This is a genomic window from Halonatronum saccharophilum DSM 13868 (assembly GCF_000517025.1).
Lineage (GTDB): Bacteria > Bacillota > Halanaerobiia > Halobacteroidales > Halobacteroidaceae > Halonatronum > Halonatronum saccharophilum.
Window position 1 is genome coordinate 13,965 of record NZ_KI912092.1, and the last position, 25,554, is coordinate 39,518.

General features: G+C 34.4%; 22 protein-coding genes, 4 tRNA genes and 1 other annotated feature. All 26 genes read right to left on the reverse strand.

Going from position 1 to position 25,554, the window contains the following annotated elements; translation table 11 throughout:
* Positions 1-61 precede the first annotated feature (61 nt).
* The 26 genes from HALSAC_RS14805 to HALSAC_RS0102215 all read right to left on the reverse strand — a co-directional run bounded on the left by HALSAC_RS14805 (position 62) and on the right by HALSAC_RS0102215 (position 25,536).
* The gene (locus tag HALSAC_RS14805) at positions 62-691 is read right to left on the reverse strand and encodes a precorrin-2 dehydrogenase/sirohydrochlorin ferrochelatase family protein (RefSeq protein WP_035571163.1); all 630 of its coding nucleotides are present in this window, start codon (positions 689-691) and stop codon (positions 62-64) included.
* A gap of 80 nt (positions 692-771) precedes the next feature.
* Positions 772-2,025 (reverse strand): glutamyl-tRNA reductase, encoded by a 1,254-nt coding sequence (gene hemA / locus HALSAC_RS0102095; RefSeq protein ID WP_027338875.1) that lies wholly within the window; start codon positions 2,023-2,025, stop codon positions 772-774.
* A gap of 378 nt (positions 2,026-2,403) precedes the next feature.
* The gene (locus HALSAC_RS14810) at positions 2,404-3,207 is read right to left on the reverse strand and encodes an RnfABCDGE type electron transport complex subunit B (protein WP_245579414.1); all 804 of its coding nucleotides are present in this window, start codon (positions 3,205-3,207) and stop codon (positions 2,404-2,406) included.
* Between the two features lie 18 nt (positions 3,208-3,225).
* Positions 3,226-3,804 carry an electron transport complex protein RnfA gene (locus HALSAC_RS0102105; RefSeq protein WP_027338876.1) on the reverse strand — a complete coding sequence of 193 codons (579 nt, stop codon included), beginning with the start codon at positions 3,802-3,804 and terminating at the stop codon, positions 3,226-3,228.
* 21 nt (positions 3,805-3,825) lie between these two features.
* A complete protein-coding gene (gene rsxE / locus HALSAC_RS0102110; protein WP_027338877.1) occupies positions 3,826-4,497 on the reverse strand; it encodes an electron transport complex subunit RsxE in 672 nt (223 codons plus the stop codon).
* Position 4,498: 1 nt separating this feature from the next.
* Positions 4,499-5,044: an RnfABCDGE type electron transport complex subunit G gene (locus HALSAC_RS0102115; protein WP_027338878.1), complete on the reverse strand. Its 546-nt coding sequence runs from the start codon at positions 5,042-5,044 to the stop codon at positions 4,499-4,501.
* On the reverse strand, positions 5,037-5,978 hold the full coding sequence (locus HALSAC_RS0102120) for an RnfABCDGE type electron transport complex subunit D (RefSeq protein WP_051412051.1): 942 nt from the start codon (positions 5,976-5,978) through the stop codon (positions 5,037-5,039). Before HALSAC_RS0102120 ends, HALSAC_RS0102115 begins: the two co-directional genes overlap by 8 nt.
* Before the next feature lie 60 nt (positions 5,979-6,038).
* Positions 6,039-7,340 (reverse strand): electron transport complex subunit RsxC, encoded by a 1,302-nt coding sequence (gene rsxC / locus HALSAC_RS0102125; RefSeq protein ID WP_027338880.1) that lies wholly within the window; start codon positions 7,338-7,340, stop codon positions 6,039-6,041.
* 420 nt (positions 7,341-7,760) lie between these two features.
* Positions 7,761-8,498 (reverse strand): PHP domain-containing protein, encoded by a 738-nt coding sequence (locus HALSAC_RS0102130; protein WP_027338881.1) that lies wholly within the window; start codon positions 8,496-8,498, stop codon positions 7,761-7,763.
* Positions 8,495-8,833 carry a DRTGG domain-containing protein gene (locus HALSAC_RS0102135; RefSeq protein ID WP_027338882.1) on the reverse strand — a complete coding sequence of 113 codons (339 nt, stop codon included), beginning with the start codon at positions 8,831-8,833 and terminating at the stop codon, positions 8,495-8,497. The genes HALSAC_RS0102130 and HALSAC_RS0102135 overlap by 4 nt, the downstream gene beginning before the upstream one ends.
* 19 nt (positions 8,834-8,852) lie before the next feature.
* A complete protein-coding gene (locus tag HALSAC_RS0102140) occupies positions 8,853-10,136 on the reverse strand; it encodes a [Fe-Fe] hydrogenase large subunit C-terminal domain-containing protein (protein WP_245579415.1) in 1,284 nt (427 codons plus the stop codon).
* A gap of 19 nt (positions 10,137-10,155) precedes the next feature.
* A complete protein-coding gene (locus HALSAC_RS0102145; RefSeq protein ID WP_035571166.1) occupies positions 10,156-10,614 on the reverse strand; it encodes an ATP-binding protein in 459 nt (152 codons plus the stop codon).
* A gap of 24 nt (positions 10,615-10,638) precedes the next feature.
* Positions 10,639-10,992, reverse strand: coding sequence for a DRTGG domain-containing protein (locus HALSAC_RS0102150; RefSeq protein ID WP_027338885.1), 354 nt, complete (start codon positions 10,990-10,992; stop codon positions 10,639-10,641).
* A gap of 235 nt (positions 10,993-11,227) precedes the next feature.
* Complete coding sequence (locus tag HALSAC_RS0102155) at positions 11,228-11,740, reverse strand: SPOR domain-containing protein (protein WP_245579416.1); 513 nt, start codon at positions 11,738-11,740, stop codon at positions 11,228-11,230.
* Between the two features lie 385 nt (positions 11,741-12,125).
* Complete coding sequence (locus HALSAC_RS0102160) at positions 12,126-13,409, reverse strand: bifunctional folylpolyglutamate synthase/dihydrofolate synthase (protein ID WP_027338887.1); 1,284 nt, start codon at positions 13,407-13,409, stop codon at positions 12,126-12,128.
* A gap of 264 nt (positions 13,410-13,673) precedes the next feature.
* Positions 13,674-16,337, reverse strand: coding sequence for a valine--tRNA ligase (locus tag HALSAC_RS0102165; protein ID WP_027338888.1), 2,664 nt, complete (start codon positions 16,335-16,337; stop codon positions 13,674-13,676).
* Positions 16,338-16,422: 85 nt separating this feature from the next.
* Positions 16,423-16,639: a binding site (T-box leader), on the reverse strand.
* A 78-nt stretch (positions 16,640-16,717) separates the two neighbouring features.
* Complete coding sequence (gene yihA / locus HALSAC_RS0102170) at positions 16,718-17,302, reverse strand: ribosome biogenesis GTP-binding protein YihA/YsxC (protein ID WP_027338889.1); 585 nt, start codon at positions 17,300-17,302, stop codon at positions 16,718-16,720.
* The gene (gene lon / locus HALSAC_RS0102175) at positions 17,292-19,646 is read right to left on the reverse strand and encodes an endopeptidase La (RefSeq protein ID WP_027338890.1); all 2,355 of its coding nucleotides are present in this window, start codon (positions 19,644-19,646) and stop codon (positions 17,292-17,294) included. Before lon ends, yihA begins: the two co-directional genes overlap by 11 nt.
* Positions 19,647-19,763: 117 nt before the next feature.
* Complete coding sequence (gene lonB / locus HALSAC_RS0102180) at positions 19,764-21,443, reverse strand: ATP-dependent protease LonB (RefSeq protein ID WP_027338891.1); 1,680 nt, start codon at positions 21,441-21,443, stop codon at positions 19,764-19,766.
* 94 nt (positions 21,444-21,537) lie between these two features.
* Positions 21,538-22,791, reverse strand: a complete 1,254-nt coding sequence (gene clpX / locus HALSAC_RS0102185) for an ATP-dependent protease ATP-binding subunit ClpX (RefSeq protein ID WP_027338892.1) — start codon at positions 22,789-22,791, stop codon at positions 21,538-21,540.
* A 20-nt stretch (positions 22,792-22,811) separates the two neighbouring features.
* Positions 22,812-23,408 (reverse strand): ATP-dependent Clp endopeptidase proteolytic subunit ClpP, encoded by a 597-nt coding sequence (gene clpP, locus HALSAC_RS0102190; RefSeq protein WP_027338893.1) that lies wholly within the window; start codon positions 23,406-23,408, stop codon positions 22,812-22,814.
* A gap of 50 nt (positions 23,409-23,458) precedes the next feature.
* The gene (tig, locus tag HALSAC_RS0102195) at positions 23,459-24,736 is read right to left on the reverse strand and encodes a trigger factor (RefSeq protein WP_027338894.1); all 1,278 of its coding nucleotides are present in this window, start codon (positions 24,734-24,736) and stop codon (positions 23,459-23,461) included.
* Positions 24,737-24,924: 188 nt separating this feature from the next.
* A tRNA-Gly gene (locus HALSAC_RS0102200) sits at positions 24,925-25,000 on the reverse strand.
* Positions 25,001-25,096: 96 nt separating this feature from the next.
* Positions 25,097-25,181: transfer RNA gene (locus HALSAC_RS0102205), tRNA-Leu, on the reverse strand.
* A gap of 82 nt (positions 25,182-25,263) precedes the next feature.
* Positions 25,264-25,340, reverse strand: a tRNA-Asp gene (locus HALSAC_RS0102210).
* Positions 25,341-25,459: 119 nt separating this feature from the next.
* Positions 25,460-25,536: transfer RNA gene (locus tag HALSAC_RS0102215), tRNA-His, on the reverse strand.
* Positions 25,537-25,554 lie beyond the last annotated feature (18 nt).

Here is a 25,554-nt window from a genome sequence, read left to right on the forward strand (position 1 = left end):
TACTCATTACTCTTCACTCATTACCCATTACTAGTGGCACGAAAGTGACACTTTATTACTATTAACCTTCACCTATAATTTGATCTATCTTCCCAACAGCTTCTTCTCTATCTCTCAAAAAGAGTTCTACCATCTCTAGCTTAGCCAATCGCTTAAAAATATCTCTTCTCTTACCTTCATCATCTACCTGCTCTTTAACCAACTCCCTAACATCTCCCATCAACTTCAAATACTCACCGTACTCTTCTCCAAACTCCTTCTCCAAAGCAATTCTTAACTTCTTAGACAAAGCTGGCAGATTGCCTCCAGTTGAAATTGTCAGAAGCAAATCCCCTCTATTTACTACAGATGGCAGAGTAAAGTTCGATAACTCTTTGTCATCTACTATATTAACTAAAATACCCTTTTGATCTGCTAACTCTCCTATTCTAGCATTTACCTCTTTATTATCAGTTGCTGCAATAATTAAGAAATATCCATGAATATCACAATCAAAGAAGCTTCTATTATGATACTCAACCTTAGCCTCTTTAATCAGATCTTCAACCTCTTTTATGATCTGCGGGCCAACTACAGTAACCCTAGCTCTAACCTTGACAAGACGTTTTAACTTACGATAAGCCACCTTGCCTCCACCAACTACAAGTACTTTCTTATCTTCTAATCTTAAATTTATCGGATAAAACTCCATACCAACCTCCTATCAGTTAATAGAGAATAGTGAATAAGTAAGACCAAATTCAAAATATGAACCTTACTCTTTATTCTTTATTATCTATTCTTTAAAAAAATCTTCTTTACTAAATCCAAACTATCCTTTTCAGCCGATAACTTTTTTATCCCTACTGTAGGACTATGTAATAACTTATTTACCAACCTTCGAGAAAAATTATTAATTAATTCCTTCTCACTATCTTCTAAAGGGCCCATCTGCTTAAATAGCCTAGTTAACTCTGCTTCTCTAATCTCCTCTCCCTTGCCTCTAAGGGATTTAATTAAAGGAGTTGCACTTTGAGAAGCTATCCAGGTTTTAAAGTTAATAACCTCTTCTTCAATTATGGCTTTGATCTTCTCAATACCTTCATTTCTTTTATTTAGCTTACTATTTACTACTTTTTTTAAATTATCTATATTATATAGATAAACTCCATCAATATCTTCAATCTCTGGCTCAATATCTCTAGGAACAGCTATATCGATTAAGAAAAGGGGCCTATTTCTGCTCTCCATAATCTTCTTAACCTGATCATAGTGGAGAACATAGTGAGGAGCAGCAGTTGAAGCTATGATAATATCAACATCTTCTATTCTATCCTTTAGACTCTCCCATCTAATAACCTCTCCCCCAAATTCCAGGGCCAACTCTTTTCCTTTTTCATAAGTCCTATTAGCTACAACTACACCTTTAACCCCTTTATCTACCAAAGATCTTAAGGTCAATTCACTGGTCTCACCAGCACCTAAGATCATTACCGTCTCCCCATCTAAAGAACCAAAACGCTCTTCTGCCAGCTCAACAGCAACCTGACTGATTGAAGTAGATCTAAAGTTTATCTTACTATCATTTCTGACTCGTTTCCCAACTCTAAAACTTTCAGTAAAAACTCTATGTAGCAGCCCTCCAATAACCCCTAACTTCTTGGATAATTTAAAGGCTGATTTTAGTTGACCTAAGATTTGATTCTCACACCGAACCAATGAATCTAAACCGCTAGCTACTAGATAAAGGTGTTCTACCCCTTTATCCTCCTGGTAAACATAGATATATTCCCTCAATTTAAAATCTTGAAATCCTGAAATATCATTATAAATTGATAAAGCAAAATCTATTAGACATTCTTCGTTGGCCCCTGTCAAATAAAGTTCTGTACGATTACAAGTTGATAAAACAACCCCCTCTTCTACCCTAGGTTCCTCTTTAACCCTTTCTAATATCCTTAGCTTATCCTTACTGGTTAATGCTAATTTCTCTCTAATTTGAACTGGAGCAACCTTATGGTTTGTTCCAATAACTATCAATTTCATCTACTACACCTCAATCTATAGAATAATTACCTATAAACATATTTTATAACTTGGAATTAACTTTTTCAAATATACTTGTTTTATATTATATACCAAAAGAGCCAGCTCAATCGCTAGCTCTTAACTGAATTATATAATTTATTCATTTTAAATTTAATTACAGGTTGTAACTTAATAGTAATAAAGCGTAGCTTTATTACTGGTGATGAGTAATCAGTAATGAGTAATGGGTAAAACCTTAAAAAAACAGAAACCCCTTTGTTACCTAAGACTTATAAGAGGTTTTGAGATTTTGACTTTACTCATTACTCTTCACTCATTACCCATTACTAGTGGCACGAAAGTGACACTATATTCCTATAAAACCTCACTACAATTCTAAAACGATGTTTCTACCATCGCATCGGTAGGACATACCTTCACACATACACCACAGCCAACACAAGTTTCATGATCTATAACTGCTAAGTTATCTACCATATCAATAGCATCAACTGGACACTTTTTAGCGCAAAGAGTACAGCCAATACAACCTTTATCACAAGCCACCTTAACCTCTTTACCTCTTAATAGAGATTTACACTTTGTCTTTACTTGTTCACTTACACCAGCCATAGTAATAATATCTCTTGGACATTCAACTACACACTTAGTACAAGAAGTACATTTATCAGTATCAATCTGTGGTAACCCATTCTCATCCATAACAATAGCATCAAAATCACAGACAGCAGCACAATCTCCAAAACCTAAACATCCATACTCACAGGATTTAAAGTTCTCTTCCATATCTGCAACTTGACACTTAGGAAGCCCCTTATACTCTGACTTATCAAAGGTCTCCTCATTACCACCTTGACAAAGTACTTGAGCTACCTTTCTCTCTGTTGAACAAGCAGGTGCAACACCCATTATCTTAGCAATACCTTCAGCTAACTCGGCACCACCTACTGGACAACAATCAATTCCTAACTCACCATTGGCAACAGCCTCTGCATAACTTGCACATCCAGGCTTTCCACAAGCTCCACAATTAACTCCTGGTAATATCTCTTCAATTTGTTGCTTCTTAGGATCATCCTCTACAGCAAACTTTACTGAAGCATAAGCCAAACCAGAAGCAAATAATCCTCCTAAGATACCCATACTTAAAACTGCTCTAGTTAACATTCCAAAGTCCACTATTTGCACCTCCCCTATTTACATTGCAAGGCCAGAAAAAGCCATAGCCATTATTCCAGCAACCAATAGAGCAATCGGTGCGCCCTTTAGTGATTCTGGAACATCAGCAAACTCTAATCTCTCTCTAATACCTGCCATTAGAACAATTGCTAAAGTAAATCCAGCACCTGCTCCTAAGCCAAAGATTGTACTTTCAATAAAGGTATAACCTTCCATAGATATCATTAAAGCCAATCCTAAGATAGCACAGTTAGTTGTAATTAACGGCAAGAATATTCCTAATGCTTTGTAAAGAGGAGGACTTACCTTCTTTACAAAAAGCTCAGTCAACTGAACAAAAGATGATATAACCAAAATAAAGGCAATATATCTCATAAATTCTATACCTAAAGGAACTAAAATAAAGCTTTCAATCACCCAAACAAAGACAGCTGATGTTGTCATTACAAAGGTGGTTGCTAGTCCCATACTAAAAGCCGTTGGAACCTCCTTAGAAACACCTAAGAAAGGACAGATCCCTAAAAACTGAGTTAAGATAAAGTTATTTGTAATAGCAGCTGCTACAAATAACATAGCTAAATTACTTATTCCTTCCATTCTTAAACCCCCTTTAAGATATTATATACTCTTCTCTTCCTTTGCCGTATTTAATGAAGAGTTCCCAAATAACCTTGTTAAACTTAAAGATTTATTTTCAACCGCTCTAAAGACACCAATTACCACACCTAATGTTAAGAATGCTCCTGGTGGCAGCGTCATTATTGAAAGAGGTTCAAACCACTCTCCCATAACTTGAAGAGTAAATTCTGTCCCTCTAAATAAAGTTCCAAAGCCTAAAATCTCACGTATTGCGCCTAAAAAGGTTAAAGCCCAAGTAAATCCTACGCCCATCCCAACTGCATCTGCAATCGCACGACTTACTGGCATCTTAGAAGCAAATGATTCAGAGCGTCCTAAGATCAAACAGTTTACAATGATTAATGGGATGAATAAAGCCAAAGAAGCAGCAATATCTGGGAAGAAAGCCCTCGAAGTATAATCGACTATAGTTACAAAAGTCGCGATTATAACTATAAAGCTTGGAATTCTAACTTCAGCTGGAATAAGATTCTTTAATAAAGAGTTAACAATCCCAGCACCTATTAAAACAAAACTTGTTGCTACACCCATAAATAGTCCTGTAGTTGCAGTATTAGTTACAGCTAATACCGGACACATACCCAACAACATTACAAAGACTGGATTTTCCTTCCATAAACCTTTAGCAAAATCTTTAAATAACTTTAGCAAATTATTCACCTCCACCGTAAACTTCTAATGCTTTATCTATAGCGCCTTTGATAGCTTCTGTTACTCCTCTACTAGATGCTGTTGCTCCACTGATAACATCTATATCATTCTGCAGTTCAAAGCTATCAGAGAATGACTTTCCTACAAACTGATCTAGGAAGTCTTCTTCTGTAATTCTAGATCCAAGACCTGGGGTCTCTGAATGTTCAAGAATATCAATACCTAAAACCTTTTCATCTTCCATATCTAAACCTACCATAACTCTAATTCCACCTTCATAACCTCTACCTTCATCTTGCAAGGCAATTCCTATAAGGTTTCCAGCACCATCAAAGCCTTTATAATATATAAGATCGCCAGCACTTACAAATTCAGTCTCTTCTGCTTCTGGTAAGACTGCTAATACTGCTTCAGCATCTGCACTAGCTGCATGTTCAGCTATTATAGGCTCAGTCCATTGGTGAACAAAACTTAATAAAACTGCTGAACACATCACAATTATAGTTAAAACAATAACCAAACGCGGTTCTATCTTTCCTTTAGCCATTTGCTCTCACCTCACCAAATACCCTTGGCAGAGTATATTTATCGATAATTGGCACAAACATATTCATTAATAAGATTGAGAATAATACTCCTTCTGCATAATTACCATAAAGTCGAATAATGACCAAGATAATTCCACAACCAATCCCAAAGATCCATCTACCTTTCTTAGTAACAGGACTTGTAACCATATCTGTAGCCATAAAGAAGGCACCTAACATAAGTCCTCCTGCAAATAAGTGAAATAAAGGTCCCTGACTTCCTAATAAAGTCGTTAATACAGCAACACTTCCTAAATATCCAACAGGTATTCTCCAATCAATATAACCTTTATAAAGAAGATAAAGTCCTCCCAAGATAAGGGCCAACGCTGAAGTTTCACCTAATGAACCTCCAGTTCTTCCAACAAACATATTCATAATCCCTATACCTTCCTCTGCTAAAGGAGTTGCGCTAGATACTATATCAACTACTCCTAATGACTCTCTTATCCCATCCATCGGCAATATTTCTGTTAAAATTACTGGCATTCCAACAGGAGGCACCATATTAGTTATAGCTTCTGTATAAGCAACACCAACAAAAGCTCTACCTACTAAGGCTGGGTTGAAGATATTATATCCCAAACCTCCAAAGACATGCTTTCCTAGAGCTATCGCAACTATACTTCCAAGAACAGCCATCCAAATTGGCAATGTTGGAGGCAGTGTTAAAGCAAGTAATATTCCTGTCAACAAAGCACTCCCATCTCCAATTGTAACAGGAACTCCTCTTAATTTCTGGGAAATAAACTCTGTTCCTATAGCCCCTAAACTACATGCAACTATTAAGCCTACAGCCATTGTGTCAAAATAGTATATTGAAGCTAACATGGCTGGTACTAAAGCTAATATAACTGTATACATTATTCTCTCAATCGATTCCCCACTTGTCATATGAGGACCAGATGAAACTGTTAAATCTACCTTATTCTTCACTTCTAATACCCCCCATCGTTAATTTTCTCTTCTCTTTGCCTCTACCTTTGCTTTTCCTATTCTAATCCAGTCTAATAGATCTATATTAGCAGGGCAGACATAAGTGCAAGAACCACACTCAATACAATCTAAGACATTATACTTCTCTAACCCTTCAACATCATCATTTTTAGCTAGATTAGCTAAAGCAGTAGGCATCAATTTAGCTGGACAACCATCTATACAACGAGCACATCTAATACAAGGGCGTGGATCTTTATAATCTTCAATTTCATCCTTAGATAAGACTAAAATCCCTGATGTCCCTTTGCTTACTCCTACATCTAAGCTACTTTGAGCTTGACCAGTCATTGGCCCGCCTAAAATAATCTTACCTGGTTCACCTTTAAACCCTCCACACTCTTCAATTAAATCTCTTATTGGAGTTCCTATTCTAACAATTAAATTCTGTGGATTATTAACTGCACCTGTTACAGTCAAGCCTCTTTCAATTAAAGGTTTACCATAATTAATAGCTTCTGTAACTGCTACAGCTGTACCTACATTATTTACAACTACACCTATATCTAAAGGTAGTCCTCCAGAAGGAACTTCCTTATCTAAGATTGCTTTTATAAGTTGCTTTTCTCCACCTTGTGGATACTTAACTTCCAAAGGAATAATATTAATATTACTATCTTTTTGGCTAACTTCTTCTAATTTATTGATTGCATCCATCTTATTGACCTCAACACCGATATAGCCTTCTTTGGCCCCTGCACTTTTCATCAATGCCTTAAGTCCATAAATAACCTCAGAAGCCTGTTCAAGCATTGTCCTATGGTCAACTGTTAAATAAGGTTCACATTCAGCACCATTTAAGATAACCTGATTTACTTCTTTACCATCTGTACTCACCTTAACATGGCTAGGAAATGCAGCTCCTCCAAGCCCTACTATCCCAGCTTCTTTAATAATTTCTCTAATCTCCTCTGCTGATATATCCTCTAGATTTTTTTCTGGATTATCAACTTGCCATTGCTCACCTTCACTACCTTTAATCTTAATAACAATTGAATCCCTTCTCTCTTCAATAGCAGTTATCTCTCCTGATATACTAGCATGTAAATTAGCCGAGATAAATCCTGTGCTCTCACCTACCTTATCACCTAGTTTAACCTTATCACCCGCCTCAACAATTGCTTTTGCTGGGGACCCGATATGCTGATCCAGGTATAAGGTAACCTCCTTAGGTAAGTTAGCCTTTTCTAATGGCTTACTATTAGTCAGATCCTTATTATACTTAGGATGGATCCCTTGTTTAAATGTTTTTGTTTTCACCCTTATGTCACCCCTTTTTGTGAAATTAATTGCAATCAATTCCATAAACCTAGTACTTATTCTGAAATGAAATACAACATTCCCAAAATTTAGTACAGTAAATGTATAAACTAAATATTAATTAATCAAATTAATAGAAATCTGGTAAATAATAATTATCTTTCTTAATTAGTAAAGCAATATTTGATTTTAAAAACAAGTGTATTTTAGCACAAGTAACTTCAAAAATAAATGATAGAAGTAATATAACTTTTACTTTAAAGAAATAAATACCCAAAAGATAAATATATTTTTCTACAATTATAAATTTTATAAATATTAACTAAATCAAAAACTACATACAATTTAATATTATAATTTAGTAGCTAAGAAGTCAAGTAATAGCAATAATTATTATTTTCACAATAGTTGAAAGAATTTTTATATTATTTTAACTTTTATTCTTTTATTATCCATCAAATCTAATCTCATTTCTCTGATATTTACCTCATTTAGCTCTAAAACAAGGGACCTTTTAATTTCTTCCAAATAATGAGCATCCGAATTACTTATAATCTGATAGTTTTTCTTTGTATTTATTTTATCAAATAGCCTATTTATTTTACCTTTTTTAGAAATTTCTAGGCATTTAATTTCTAAATTTTCTGGTATAAAACCTAAGTTTGATAAAATACTATAATTTGATTTATCCACATGAGCAGGGATTACTATCCCCCCTAATTTATTAACCCCTTTGCAGACTTGATCAACTGTTAAAGAGGTTGCTGTTAACAGCAACCTCTCCACAACTGAAACAAAGTTATCATTTAAATCAGTTAAAATTTGCGGGCCAAAGAGCTCATCATTATTCTTCAGATCAGGCAAAGCCCCATATACAACTTCTTGCCAAGCAAGAACCTGCTCTAATTCATCAAACAAACACAAAAGATGAACTTCTTCAACAGTCTCAACCTCCATACCCGGTATAACCTTCAAAGGAGTACCCTTTGCCAGCTCCATAGCAACCTCTAGATTCTCTGCAGAATTATGATCTGTTATAGCTATTACATCTAAACCAATCTTTAATGCCCTATCTATTATATTCTTAGGAGTCATTAGTATATGAGCACAAGGAGATAAAGTAGTATGAATATGTAGATCAGCTATAAATGATTTCATTTCTGACCTATCCCTAACTTGTATAGTTCTCCTGATAATTCATAGCTAGATAAAGTTGTCTTAAGAAGGTTTATCCCCTGATTTTGAGCCTTAGATCTTGCTTCCTCATCCGCTTCAAACTCCTCTGTTGTTATAACTGCTGCAAGATCATTTAATAAAGCAATAGCTACTATATTTTGATGACCCTGAACTGTTAACCATAGATCACCCTCTTTAGTTCTAGCCATCACATTACTTAAAAGATCAGAAGAATATGCTCCTTTTATCTCCTTTTCTAGGTCAGCTTCCACAACAACCTCTAAATCTAACTCCTCTATTAAATCTTTTATATTCATAATTAATCCCCCTTTATATCTATTCTCTATTCTTTCTCTGCATAACAGGTGGTAATGTATGAGTTAATCTAGACATCTCATCGGCTAAATCTCCTATCTGCTTTCTTAAAATAAATACACAATTACTCTTATCTGCTAAACCACCGACTATATCCTCTGCTAAAGTACGACAATCAGGAGCACCACAAGCTGCACAATCAAGACCAGGAAGCTCCTTACTTACCTCTTCTAGCTTTGTTAATTTCTTCATAGCACATAATAAATCTTCATCTAAAGGTTTAATCTTCTTCTTTTTAAAAAAATAGTCCAATTCTATATTATAATCACATAAATTATGGTTTCTACCTTCAATTTCTTTATTTTTTTCTAGTAATAATTCAATATTGAACTTTGCCATAAAAGGATTCTTAACATTTAAAACTCCTCCAACACACCCTGGCTGACAAGCTACCAATTCTAAATATTTTATATTAGCTAAATTCCCCCTATCTAACTCCTCTAAAATCTCTATAACATTATGGATACCATCAACAGATAATGTATCTTCCCTATCTAACAACTCGGACTCGCCACTACTTCTTGCCCACCTTATACCATTATAAGGAATCTCTCTGTCTAAAGAGATTCTCCTTAAGTCTTCTAAATTATCTAATCTAGTTATAACTTGGTGGTATATAACATCAACACCTATAGCACCATCAATATTACTTTCTTTTAAGCCTAAAGGATTTTCAATTGCAGTCCTCTTAGCTGGACATGGAGTTATAAAGAAGACTCCAATATCACTATCATCTACACTATACTCTTTTTTTATTTTATACCTAGCAGCTTGGGCAACAATCTCAACTGGAGCTTTAAAAGGAGATAAATGCTTTATCAACTCAGGGTATAATAACTGGACCAATCTAACTATTACAGGACAAGAAGATGAGATTAAAACTTCATCCTCCCTATTTAGATAAGCTCTTGTAGCCTTATTTAGAACCTCCGCCCCCAATGCTGCATCCCAAACTTGAAAAAAACCTACTCCCTTAAGAGCATAACTGATTTGTTCTGGGTTAATCCTTTTGCTAAATTGACCATAAAAACTAGGAGGCAAGAGAGCAATTGAGTACTTATAATTATTAATAACATCAATATTTTCAGTTAAAACGCTTTTGGCATGGTGCTCACAACTTCTTATACATTCACCACAATCAATACAATAATCGTCTTTAATCATAGCTTTGCCATTATGAACTCTAATGGCCTTAGTGGGACAATTCTTAACACAGCTAGTACACCCTTCACATTTCTGATCCACTAATAGAACAGAATGATTTTTATTCAATATTATCACCACTTTGATCAAGGTAAATATAAGCTTCTATAGTTGTACCCTCTCCTATCTTAGTCCTTACTTCTAAATTGTCAGAATACCTTTTTATATTACAAAGACCCATTCCAGCTCCAAAACCCATTTCCCTAGCTTTTTCATTAGCAGTAGAATAACCTGGTTGAAAGGCTTTATCTACATCTTCTATCCCAGGGCCTTGATCAGAAGCAATAACCTTAATCTCTTTAGGACTAACTTCAGCACTTATTCTTCCCCCAAAGGTGTGGATAATAATATTTATCTCCAATTCATAAGTTGTTATTGCAGTCTTTCTAATTAATTGCGATGGTATTCCTAATTTTCTTAATATACTCTTTAATTTGCTCGACGCCTCTCCACCAGAAGAAAAATCTCCAGCCTCTATTTCAAAGTTTATTATCTCCTGTCTCACCTCTTCATTAGTCAAATTAACCCCCCCATTTAATATTTATTAAAATTTAGATAGCTTTTCTGGATTTAAACCAGCAGTATATAAAATTCCACAAGCTTGATATAAAGGCTTATCTGTTGTCAACAAGGGTAAATTACTCTCCTTTGCCAATTTAATTGTCTCCTTAGGAGGTCTCTTTCCCCTAACAAAAATTATTAAAGAAAGATCTATCATCTCAGCTGTTCTTACTACCTGTGGATTTGTTAATCCAGTTAATAAAACTGTATTTTCCTTAGAGAAAGCCAACACATCACTCATTAAATCAGCTCCACACCCACTTAATATCTCCAATTCATCTGGACCATCTAATATAACTTCAGCCTTCAATATCCCCTTTATTTCCTTTAACTTCATCTTTTCCCTCCTTATTAACTTCAAATTTAAATAAACTCAATACCTTATATAAAACAACCCTCCCATTACAATTATACCATTTAATTATAATTATCCCAAATACATATCAGAAAACATATTGCAACCTTTCAATACTTAAATATAAAAAGATAAGATCCACAACTATTGTGGCTCTTATCTTAAAAGTCAATTGTATCTTCTAATTTTTATTGATCACTAATCACAGTTATTAATCTCACCGACCTATATAAACTGGAAAACCTTGTTTTTCTAATTCTCCTCCTAAGTCTTCTGCTGCATCTTTTGTTCTAAAGGCACCTACCTGTACTCGATAAGGGTTTTCACTTGTTATATAAGCTGTAAACCCTATACTCTGTAATTTATCTACAAGACCTCTAGCATTCTCCTCTTTATCAAAGGCACCTACCTGAACTACAAAAAGACCATCATTACCTATTGGACTGCTTATAGTATCTTGAGCTTCATCTATCTCCTCAGATTCATCTTCAGTCTTCTCTTCTTTTTCTTTTTCAGAAGCCGTTACCCTCTCTTCGGTTATAATTTGTTCATTATAAACGGACTCTATACCTTCTTGAGGTGCTGTAACATAATCTAAGAACCAACTAGAAACAAAATATCCAAAAACACTAGCGATAATAGCCATAGATCCCAACATTACTGCCAAAGACATTCCTGATTTAAAATTCTTATTATTACGCTTCATAATTCCTCCCTTTCCTTTTCTCAAATTATAATTTACCCGATAGCTAACTGCTACTAAAAATTTAATTCTATTTATTAACTCTAATCAGTAGCACCCAGCCTATGGATTAGCTCTATAACTTTATTACTTTAGGGCAAATCTAATCTAAAAAGTAATCTCTTATAAAGTTAAGCAATTACTTTATTTAATATATACTTCTTATTCCCCCTTTTTATACTAACCAAATCTATCCTAAATAAATTAAAAATTAGATAATATAAAACCTATCTTCACTACAATACTATGCACTCAGTTATAGATTTATTAACAACAATGCTTATTAACTTAATTTTCCACTCTATTATTATGTTTAACTTTAAGAAATTTATTCCTTTTTTTAAAAAACTACACTAATTAAAACAAGACCAAGCTAAGCTTGGTCTTGTTTTAAAAGTATCCCTCTCGCTTCTGACACTGTATATAAAGAACCACTAACTAAGATTACATCTTTATCCTCAACCCTCTTTTGAGCATAATCCAATGCCTCATCTAGACTCTTTATTGTCTTGACTTCTTTATTATAATTACATAATTTAGATTTTAAGCAATTTATATTCTCGGCTCTTTTATTATTATTTTCTGTAAGAATAACCTCATAGGCTAGAGGTACTAATTTACTATAAATTCCCTCTATATCTTTATCACCTAAAATTGCTAAAACCAAGACCAATTTATTATAATTTAATCCTTCAAGGAAGTTTTTTAAGCTATCTGCTCCAGCTTTATTGTGAGCACCATCAATAATTATTTTAGGTTCAGTAGAGATAACCTCTAATCTTCCAGGCCATTTTGTCCTTTCAATCCCTTCTTTGATAGACTTCTTTGCTATGGGAAATTCAGAACTTAACTCTTCTACAACTGCAAGAGCTGTAGCGGTATTGTATAGTTGGTGAGGACCTATTAAAGGCAATTTTAAGTCTCCATAATCAACTTTATCACTTCTCATATTAAAGCATTGATAAAGCAGGTTGCTTCCTAAGGACTCCCATTTAAACCTATTATTTATATTCTCTAGTTTGGCCCTCTTTTCTAAAGCAATATCTTCTAACTTTTTAATCACTCTATCTTCTTTAGAGGCCGTTATAACCTTCTGACCTGCCTTTATGATACCACCTTTTTCCCAAGCTATCTTTTCTAATGTATCCCCTAAATATTCAGTATGCTCTAAGCTAACGTTTGTAATTACTGACACTAGACTACTTCCTACATTAGTGGCATCAAAACGCCCCCCTAAACCAACCTCCAAAACAACAAGATCTACCTTCTTTTCCCTGAAGTAAAGTAGAGCTAAAGCAGTAACAACTTCAAAAAAACTAGGATGATCAAGCTCGTTAGCCACTTCATCAATTGCTGGCTTAATCTCTTTAACTAATCTATCCAAATCTTCATCTAATATATCTACTTCATTTATTCTGATTCTTTCATTGAATTTTACTATATGAGGGGAATTATAACTTCCAACCCTATAATCTCCCGAATTATAAATAGAAGTTAATATCGCAGATGTGGATCCTTTACCATTACTACCACCAATATGAATAATATTTAAATCATCTTGAGGATTATCTAATACCTCTAATAAAAGCTCAATCCTCTCCAAACCTGGTTTAACTCCAAATTTATCTAAACTATTTAAATAATCTATACCAGACAAAGTTATCACCTCATTATTAATAATTGAACTTCTTCTAAATTATAATCTAAATAATATAATAAAATCAAAAATTAATCTTTAGACTAATCACCTTTTTCATTATTTGTTGATTACTACACAAAATCAAAATCTCCTCCTTTCTTAATAGATATCCTTTAGAAAATATCTAAATTATATAAATTATGATCAAGCTAAAACTTATAATTATTAAAATAATTAATAAGAGGAAGGAATTCAAATTGAACCCCCTCCTCTTATGCCGCATTAATTTTTAAGATTATTTAAGTTCTCTTCTAATTGATCTTTTTTAATTAAATATTCCTCTCTTTTTCTCTTCTCTTCTTCCACCAACTTAGCAGGGGCATTATTTACAAACCCTTCATTAGATAATTTCCCATCTGCACGTTTAATCTCAAATTTCATTTTTTCAATCTCTTCTTCTAATCTCTTGATCTCTTTTTCAATATCGACCATACCAGCTAAAGGAAGAATTATCTCAACCTCATCAGTTATTGCAGTAGAGGCTTGTTCTGGTCTTGCTTTAACCTCTTCTACAATATCTAGATCTGTAACCTTTGCTAAATCTCTTATATAATCTTCACCCTCTTTAACTATGTCTAATTTAGATTTCGAAGTGGATGTAATAACAGCTGAAATTTCTCTACCTGGATTTACCTTCATCTCATTTCTAATATTTCTAATACTGCGAATCACATTCATAATAACTTCCATCTTTCCTTCTTCTTTATCATTCACCGATAAAGAATCTGCTTCAGGCCAATAAGAAACCATTAAAGATTCTCCCTCTTCTGCACTTAGATGCTGCCAAATTTCTTCTGTTATAAAAGGCATAAAAGGATGTAATAATCTTAGGATATTATCCAAAACAAACCAAGTTACATACTGAGCAGTTTCGCGCACTACCTTATTATCCTTTTGATATAACCTTGGTTTTACAAGTTCTATATACCAATCACAGAACTCTCTCCAAACAAAATCATAAATTTCTTGAGAAACTTGACCAAATTGATAGTCTTCAAGTAGTGAATTTACTTGATTTATCTTTTTATTTAACCTACTTATAATCCATCTATCTGCTAATGTATAATCTAAGCTACTATAATCTACTTGATTTAAGTTAAAATCTTCTAAATTCATCAAAACAAAGCGGGATGCATTCCATAGTTTATTAGCAAAGTTACGACTTGCTTCTACCTTCTCTGGTCTATATCTAATATCATTTCCTGGGGTGTTTCCTGTAATCAAAGTAAATCTTAAGGTATCAGTTCCAAACTCTTCAATTACCTCTAATGGATCTATACCGTTTCCTAAAGATTTACTCATTTTACGCCCTTGTGAATCTCTAACCAGTCCATGGATATAAATATCCTTAAAAGGAACCTCCTCTTGAAATTCTAAAGACATAAAAATCATTCTAGCTACCCAAAAGAAGATTATATCACGACCTGTTACCAGGACATCTGTAGGATAAAAATAACTTAGATCTTCATTCTCTTCGGGCCAACCCAAAGTTGAAAAAGGCCATAACCCTGAACTAAACCAAGTATCTAAAACATCTTCATCTTGCTTTAAATCCTTACTACTACACTCTGAACATTTTTGAGGTTCTTCACTTCTAACTATTACTTCTTCACAGTCTTGACAATACCATACCGGAATTCTATGCCCCCACCATAGTTGTCTAGATATACACCAATCTCTGATATTCTCCATCCAATTAAAGTATACTTTATCAAAACGTTCAGGAACAAAGTTTATATCTCCGCTCTTCACAGCATCTATGGCTGGCTTGGCTAACTTATCCATAGCTACAAACCATTGCTTAGATACTAAAGGCTCAATTACAGTATCACAACGATAACATTGTCCTACTGAATGATCATGGTCCTCTATTTCTTCAACCAACCCTGCTGATTTAAGATCATCTACTAATTTAGTGCGACATTCATAACGATCTAAACCTTCATATTTACCAGCTTCTTTTGTCATAATAGCACTATCTGAAATCACCTTAATAATCTCTAAATTATGGCGCTCTCCAATTTCAAAGTCATTTGGGTCATGAGCAGGAGTTACCTTTACCAAACCTGTTCCAAATTCAGAATCTACATATTCGTCAGCTACAACTTCAATTTCACGCATTACTACCGGTACAACAACCTTCTTACCAATTAAATCTTGGTACCTTTCATCCTTAGGATTAACTGCTATTGCTGTATCTCCCAATAAGGTCTCTGGTCTAGTAGTAGCAACTACGATATAGTCATCACTGTCCTTCACATTATATCTAATGTGATAAAGCTTACCTGGTTTATCTTCATGCTCAACCTCAATATCAGATAAGGTTGTCATACACTCTGGACACCAATTTACTATATAATCTCCTTGGTAGATAGCTTCTTTTTGATATAATTGAACGAAGGCTTCTTTAACTGCTTTGTTACAACCTTCATCCATTGTAAACTTTTCTCTCTCCCAATCACAGGATACGCCTAACTTCCTTAACTGTTCGGTGATCCTGTTACCATACTCATTTTTCCACTTCCAGGCTCTATCTAAAAATCCTTCTCTGCCTACATCCTCTTTACTCAAACCTTCCTCTTCTCTCATCTTATTAACTACCTTAACCTCTGTTGCAATACTGGCATGGTCAGTTCCTGGTAGCCATAGGGCTTCATAGCCCTGCATTCTCTTCCAACGGGTTAAGATATCTTGAAAGGTCATCGTTAAAGCATGACCTATATGTAGTTGGCCCGTCACATTAGGAGGTGGCATCATAATTGTAAAAGGCTCTTTTTCTTTATTAGCGTTGGCCCTAAAATAGTTATTGGATGTCCAATAATCATACCACTTATCCTCCACCTCGTTAGGTTGATATGTTGTCGATAAATTATTCTCTTTACTCATTTTATTTCCTCCTTAAATTTAGTTAACTTTATAGTTGAATCTATAATTTCAAAAACAAAAATCCCCTTCCATCCCTAAAATTACATTTAAGGACGAAAGAGAATCTATTCTTCCGCGGTACCACCTTAATTCCACTTGGCACTTAAACCTGGATAACGACCAGTTCCGATTAAGCTTACTCTATATTGGGCTTAATAGCTTAGAAGCGACTTCAACTAATATCCTTTAGAATACCTTTCAGCCTAGGGTATTCCTCTCTAAAAAGGAGCGATTAGCCTACTACTCTCCATCATAGCTTTTTCTCTATATTAATTATACTATTTATAATAATACAATTATTCAAATTACTTGTCAACCTATTAATTTCAACTTTTAAATTATTAGCCTAAAAAATCCCCAATAAAAGAAAATACTTTATTCTTTCCTTCACCAGTTTCAGAAGAGAAGAAGGTAAAAGGAATAAATTTATTTATCCCTAATGTATCCTTTATTAACTTCTCCTGCTTATTTCTTTGACTTTTCTTTACCTTATCTATCTTAGTAGCCACGACTAAAGTTGGTATTCTCATTTCAATCAGCCAATCATACATCATCTGATCATCTTTACTGGGCTTATGTCTAGAGTCAATAACTAATATGACCCCTTCTAAATTGCTACGATGAAAGAGATAATTTTCTATCATTTGACCCCATAATTCTTTATCAGCTTTAGAAACTCGAGCAAAGCCATACCCAGGTAGATCTACAAAATAAAAATGGTTATCCATTCTATAAAAGTTAAGGGTTTGAGTCTTACCAGGCTTTGAACTGGTAAAGGCCATTTTCTTACGGTTAACTATCTTATTTATTAAAGACGATTTACCTACATTTGATCTACCTGCTAGAGCAATTTCAGGTAAGTTATGAACAGGATAGTCTTTTGCTTCTACTGCACTTAATATATACTCTGGATTATTAATCTTCATCTAAATCACCCTTAGCAATTGCCGCATCTAAAACCTGATCCATATCTTCTACCAAAATAAACTTTAAATCTTTCTTTATATTACTAGGCACCTCTTCTAGATCTCTCTTGTTCTTCTTACACAAAATAACCTTTTTAATCCCGGCTCTATGAGCAGCTAAAACTTTGCTTTTTATACCTCCAACAGGTAGAACCCTTCCTCTTAAAGTTACTTCTCCTGTCATAGCAATCTCCCCACTAACTTCACGTTCAGATAACGCTGAGATTAAAGCTGTTGCTAGTGTAATGCCAGCAGAAGGTCCATCCTTAGGAGTTGCACCCTCAGGAACGTGTACATGTATATCATATTTCTTATAAAATTCTTGAGCAAAATTAAATTCCTCGGATTTAGTACGTGCATAACTTAAAGCAATTCTAGCTGACTCCTTCATTACATCACCTAACTTACCAGTTAAGATCAATTTGCCATCACCAGGAACAATGGAGACTTCTATATTAAGTATATCTCCTCCCATTTGAGTCCAAGCTAACCCTGTTACTACACCAACTCTATTCTCTTCTTCTACTTTTCCATAGTCATATTTAGGCATCCCTAAATATTTCTCAAGATTTCTGGTATCTATTCTAGTTCCTCTTTCTTTACCTTCAACAACCTCTTTTGCTACTTTTCTACAAATAGTAGCAAGATTTCTTTCTAAATTTCTTACTCCAGCTTCTCTAGTATACCTTCTAATAAGCTTTTCCAAAGCATTATCTGACAGATTAAACTCTTTATCATCTAGCCCATGTTCTTTTAACTGCTTAGTCAGTAGATGTCTTTTAGATATCTCAACCTTCTCTTCTTCAATATAACCAGATATCTTTATCAATTCCATTCTATCTAATAAAGGTCTTGGAATTGTAGAAATTGTATTTGCAGTAGTGATAAACATTACATCTGATAGATCAAAAGGTAACTCTAAATAATGATCCCTAAAGTCAACATTTTGTTCTGGATCTAAAACTTCTAATAAAGCAGATGCAGGATCTCCTCTAAAATCACTATTTATCTTATCTACTTCATCTAACAAGAATACAGGGTTCATAGTCCCAGCATCACGCATAGCATTAATTATTCTTCCTGGCCTAGCACCTATATAAGTTCTTCTGTGACCTCTAATCTCAGCTTCATCTCTAACACCACCTAAAGATAACCTTACAAATTCTCTTCCGATTGAATCAGCTATAGATCTACCCAGTGATGTCTTCCCTACACCAGGAGGGCCAACCAAACAAAGAATAGGACTCTTTAGATTATCACTTAACTTTCTAACAGCTAGATATTCTAGAATTCTCTCTTTTACATCAGTTAGCCCATAATGATTTTCATCCAAACTACCTTCTACACTTTCAATAATAAGCTCATCCTCTTGACTATACTTATTCCAAGGTAGATCAAAGATACAATCTAAGTAATTTCTTACAACAACAGACTCATTTGAATTAGCTGGCATTCTTTCAAGTTTCTCAATCTCTTCGTTAACTTTCTCCTCTACCTTTTCAGGTAGCTCAGCATCTTCTAACTTAGACTTATACTCTTCAATTTCAGCAGTACGCTTATCATTCTCCCCTAATTCTTTCTTAATTACCTTCATCTGTTCCTTTAAGTAGTACTCTTTTTGTCTCTTCTCTACTTGCTTTTTTACCTCAACATTTATTTTATTCTTTACCCTTAATATATCTATCTCTTTATTTAGTATACTATATAGCTTTCTTAATCTCTCTTTATAATCAATAGAGCTTAAGATCTCTTGTTGTTGTCTAACCTTTAATTTAATATGTGATGATACTATATCGGCCAACCTACCAGGGTCATCTATATTTACTAAGGTCATCATTATCTCTGGTGGAATATTACGACTTAACTTTACATACTCTTCAAAATTACTTATAACACTTCTCATCAGCGCTTCCAATTCTGTATTTAAATTTCCATCTACATCAAAATCAATCTCTTCATAACTAACCTCAAAATAAGGATCTTCTTGGTGATAATCTATTATTTCAACCCTTTTTATTCCTTCTACTAATATCTTTACAGTTCCATCAGGCAGTCTCATCAACTGCTTTATCTGGGCCAAGATACCAATATCATATATATCATCCTTAGTTGGATCTTCAACCTCTTCATCCTTTTGAGTTGATAATAATATCTCCTTATCATTAACCATAGCTTTCTCTAAAGCATCTAAAGATTTATCTCTTCCTACCAATAAAGGCATTATCATATTAGGGAATATAACTAAACCCCTCAAAGCCATCAAAGGTATTTTATTATCTTTATTATAATCAAGTTCTTCTACCATTCTGACTACACCTCCAATTATCAAAACTATTCTTTATCTATTATTCTATTAACCCATTAAGAAACCCTTTAAGAAGTTCTTAATTTTATTAAAATTCAAGTTGATTTTTAAAATAATCTATAACAGTGACGTAGATAATAAGTCATAATTCAAATCAAACTCTACATCCTCATCTTCTTTAATAATTGCTTTATCTAAAGCATCTTTTAGAGTTTCAATCTGAATAATATCCACCTCAGAAAACTCACTACTTTTAAATATTTCTTGCCAGTTACCCTTTGGTATTAAGACCCTCTCTACACCAGCTCTCATAGCTGCTCTAACCTTAGGGATAACCCCTCCTATAGGCCTTACCATTCCATTAATTGAAATCTTACCAGTCATAGCAACCTTATTATCAACAGCTTTGCCTGTTAAAGCTGAATATAAAGCAACTGCCATAGTCACCCCTGCCGATGGACCATCAACTACAGCATCACTTGTAAAATCTATATGTATATAATAGTCACGAAGATCAATATCCATTACCTTCCTCAAGACAGTAATAACATTCTCTGCAGAGGCTTTAACCATACTCTTTCTTCTAATCTTCTTATAATTATTACCTTGTTCTTCTTCTTCTGCTACTCCAGTTATATTCAATTCTCCCATACTTGGACCAATTTTAGTTACAGAAACCTCCAATTGATCTACCGTCCCAATATTAGCTCCCATAACAGCTAACCCATTAACAACACCTATCTGAGGCCCTTCTGGAATCTCTTCTGATGGTCTAGGCGAATATTGACCATTTACTACAACCCTCTCTATATCCTCAACTCTAATCCTCTCTCTATTGTAATTTCTAGCAATCCCACATGCTGTTTGAATCATATTAACAGCTTGCCTTCCATTAATAGCATACTTCTTGATTACTTCAATTACTCCTTCTTCAATATCAAAATCTACCTTATCTATAGCAGTTAAAGCAATTTTCTCTACATCTTTTGGTAATAATATATTGAAATATATCTCTAGACATCTTGAACGTATTGCTGGAGGAATCTCTTGTGGGTTTCTTGTAGTAGCTCCTACCAACCTAAAATCAGCTGGCAAACCATTTTGAAAGACTTCATGGATATGGCGTGGAATATTCTTATCTTCATCATGGTAATAAGAACTCTCTAAGAAAACCTTTCTATCCTCTAAGACCTTTAATAACTTATTCATCTGTATATGATGAAGCTCTCCAATTTCATCTATAAAGAGTATTCCTCCATGGGCTTTAGTTACAGCTCCCGGCTTTGGTTGCGGAATTCCAGCTGCTCCCATAGCACCAGCACCTTGGTAAATTGGATCATGAACAGAACCTATTAATGGATCTGCTATCCCTCTTTCATCAAAGCGAGCTATTGTTGCATCTAATTCTACAAATTTAGAATCTTTGTCAAAGGGACAATCAACACTTCTTTTGGCCTCCTCTAAGACTACTCTTGCTGCTGCTGTCTTACCTACTCCTGGCGGCCCGTAGATAATTACATGTTGTGGATTTGGCCCACATAAGGCTGCTCTTAAAGAGTCCAAACCTTCAGATTGTCCTATGACTTCAGAGAAATTATTTGGTCTTATTTTTTCTGCTAAAGGCTCAGTTAAAGATTTCTGCCTCATCTTATGTAGCTTTTCCATCTCTTTTTTAGACTCCCTGTTAATAGCAACCTTACTATTTCTTTGTTTCTGTAACATATTCCAAAAATAAAGTCCAATTACTATAGCAAAAAATAATTGGATTAAACTAAATATATTAATTGCAAAATCCATTTTATTCCCTCCCTAGTTAAGGATTAATCATCCTTTATTATAACCTAAGGAGAAGATTTTATCCTTAAAGAGAAAAGAAACTACTTAAAATTATTTAAGCAGTTTCTTCTTTAGGACTATCTATCTTTATTATTTCAGGAGACTCTTGCTCATCAATTACCTCTTTAGTAATGATACATTTATGAACATCATTACAAGAAGGTATCTCATACATAATCTCCAAGATTGCACCTTCAACTATAGACCTTAAACCTCTAGCACCAGTTTTCTGCTCTAAAGTTTTCTTAGCTATAGCTACTAATGCTTCATCTGTAAATTCTAATTCAACTTCATCTAATTCAAAGAATTTAACATACTGCTTAAGCAGAGCATTTCGTGGCTCTGTTAATATTTTGACAAGCGCTCCTTCATCTAGCTCTTCTAAAGTAACATTAATTGGTATTCTCCCCACAAATTCTGGAATTAAACCATACTTTAAAAGATCCTCTGATCTAACTTCTTTTAATATTTTACCAAGTTCTTCTTCTTTTTTGGTCTTTATGTCAGCTCCAAATCCAAGTACTTTATTAGAAATTCTAGATTTGATTATCTTATCTAGACCTGCAAAAGCACCTCCACAGATAAAGAGTATATTTGATGTATCAATTTGAATAAACTCTTGATGAGGATGCTTTCTTCCTCCTTGAGGTGGTACACTTGCTTCTGTTCCTTCTAAGATTTTTAGAAGAGCTTGCTGTACACCCTCTCCAGACACATCACGAGTAATAGATGGATTTTCAGACTTTCGAGCAACCTTATCTATCTCATCTATATAAATAATACCTTTCTCTGCTTTTTCAATATCATAGTCAGCAGCTTGAATTAATTTCAATAAGATATTTTCAACATCTTCCCCTACATATCCAGCTTCAGTCAAAGATGTTGCATCAGCAATTGCAAAAGGAACATCTAATATACGGGCCAAAGTACGGGCTAATAAAGTCTTTCCAGAACCTGTTGGTCCAATCATACAGATGTTACTCTTCTCTAGCTCAACATCATCAACCTTCATTCCAGAGTTTACCCTTTTATAGTGATTATAAACAGCTACTGCCAATGTCTTCTTAGCATCATCTTGGCTAATAACATATTCGTCCAAAATATCTTTTATCTCTTTTGGCTTAGGGACATTCTCTAAATTAAGTTCTATCTCTTCATTGAGCTCTTCTTCAATTATCTCATTACACAACTCAATACACTCATCACAGATATAGACACCAGGGCCAGCTACAAGCTTCTTAACTTGATCTTGAACCTTACCACAAAAAGAACACTTAAGTTGACCCTTCTCATCACCAAACTTGAACATCATATCACCTCTTTTCTAGTCTACGACTCTAGTTCTCCTTGGCGAACTATAACCTCATCGATAATCCCATAATCCTTTGCTTCTTGGGCTGACATAAAGTAATCTCTCTCTACATCTTGTTTAATCTTATCGATTGATTGACCTGTATGTTTAGCTAAGATATCATTTAAAATTTTCTTAAGGTATAAAATCTCCTTTGCTTGAATCTCAATATCTGTAGCCTGCCCTTGAGCACCACCCATAGGCTGGTGAATCATTATACGTGCATAAGGTAATGCATACCTCTTCCCACTGCTACCACTAGCTAGTAACAAAGCGGCAGCACTAGCTGCAAGACCCATAGATATAGTTGAAACATCAGGTTTAATATACTGAATAGTATCATACATTGCTAAAGCTGCAGTTACAGAACCTCCAGGACTATTGATATAAATATATATATCCTTATCAGGATCTTCAGCTTCTAAAAATAATAACTGTGCAATTACAGAGTTAGCAACTTTATCGTCAATTGGACTACCGATAAAGATTATTCTATCTTTTAATAAACGAGAATAAATATCATAGGACCGTTCTCCGCGATTAGTTTGTTCTACTACCATCGGCACTAAATTCATACTATATTCTCCTCCTCTTATCTATACCCAACTTTTAAAATTTTAAACAATTAATTATTCTCTACTAAGAAGTTAATTGTTTTTTCCATCTTCAAACTATTTCTTAAAGCAGATAATTGACCTTGCATCTGTAAAAACGATTTAACCATATCTTTTTCTTGCCCTTGACGCTCAGCAATCTCTTCTACCTTCTGATCTACTTCCTCTTCACTAACTTCAATATTCTCCTCATCAGCAATAGCTTCTAAAGTTAAGTTAACACGAACTCTACTTTGAGCATTTTCTTTATACTCTTCTCTTATCTTAGCTTCTTCCATACCCGTTGCTTCTAGGTAGTCTTCAAAACTCATTCCCTGTTGTTGGATTTGAGCTTTAAACCCTTGTAGCATATTATCGATTTCACTATCAACCATAGTTTCAGGAATATTAATTTCAGCATTTTGGGCAATAGCTTCAATTAGGTTGTTCTCAAATTCTCTATTAACTCTCTCTTCTTCTTTATTAACTAGATTATTCTTTGTATCCTCTTTTAGTGCATCTAAAGAATCAAATCCTAAATCTTTAGCAAATTCATCATCTAATTCAGGCTCTTCTTTAACTTTAATCTCCTTTACTGTTACTTTAAACAAAGAATCCTTGCCTGCTAAATTATCAGCATGGTAATCTTCTGGGAAAGCAACATTAACTTCAATCTCTTCCCCTACTGTAGCACCAATCAACTGTTCCTCAAAACCAGGAATAAATTGACCAGAACCAATCTCTAAATTATAATCTTCTCCAGCACCACCTTCAAAAGCTTCACCATCCACAAAACCTTCAAAATCGATTAATGTATGGTCTCCTTCTTCTACTACATCTCTATCAGTTGAAACCAACTGCGCGTTCTGACTTTGTTTAGATTTTAGTTCACTCTCTACTAGTTCATCACTTACCTCTGCCTCTTCTTTTTCAACCTCTAGACCTTTATAATCACCTAGAGTTACCTCTGGTTTAACCTCTACTTCTGCCTTAAATTTAGCATCTTTTCCAGCTTCAATAAAGACTTCAGTAATCTCTGGTTGATCAATCGGCTCAATCCCAGCTTCTTGAACAGCATCATAATACCCCTGAGGAATTAATATATCCAATGCATCTTTATGTAATACTTCTTTTCCAAATTTCTTTTCTAACATTTTTCTTGGTACTTTTCCTTTTCTAAAACCAGGAATATTTACCTCCTTAACAACCTTCTTATAAGCTTTATTCAATGCATCCTTTACCTTATCCTTACTGATTTCAACTTCTAGTACTACTTTATTCTCTCCAACCTTTTCTTGCTTTACTTTCATTTATACTTCCTCCTTATACTATTATACGCAATTATGTTTTTTTTATTTCATTGTATCAATTATTTCTACATAATCAATCTATTCCCTTTATATTATTGAGATTATTTATGAATAAAAATACTTTTTCTAATAAAAACAATACCTCGAACAACGACTCCTTAGTCGTTTCGAGGTTCAATTTTCTTCTTTGGAGCGAAAGACGGGATTCGAACCCGCGACCTTCTCGTTGGCAACGAGACGCTCTACCAGCTGAGCTACTTTCGCATATTTAGCTATCAGTTATCTGCTTTTAACTATCAGCAAAGACCTCAAAGACTTCAAGTTCTTAACTGGGTAATGAAGGCTGATTGCTATTTTAATTGGTACGAAGGGTGGGAGTCGAACCCACACGCCCGAAAGCACTAGATCCTAAGTCTAGCGTGTCTGCCAATTCCACCACCTTCGCACAAAAACTACAGGGCCAACAAAATAATACATCTTGAAAACAACTCTATACTCTAAATTATTCTCTATTTTTAAAATTTAAATGGCGAGGATGACGAGACTCGAACTCGCGACCTCCGGCGTGACAGGCCGGCGTGGTAACCAACTCCACCACATCCCCGTATAGTTCAGTTGATAGTTGATAGTGGATGATTGATAGTTAAAATCCTTAAATACTAAGCACTTAAGTTCTTGACTTTAACTGTCAATTATCAATTTTCAATTGTCAACTTTATCTTTTGGGGTGGATAATGGGATTCGAACCCACGACCTCAGGAGCCACAATCCTGCGCTCTAACCAACTGAGCTACATCCACCATATTTTCCTTTAATAA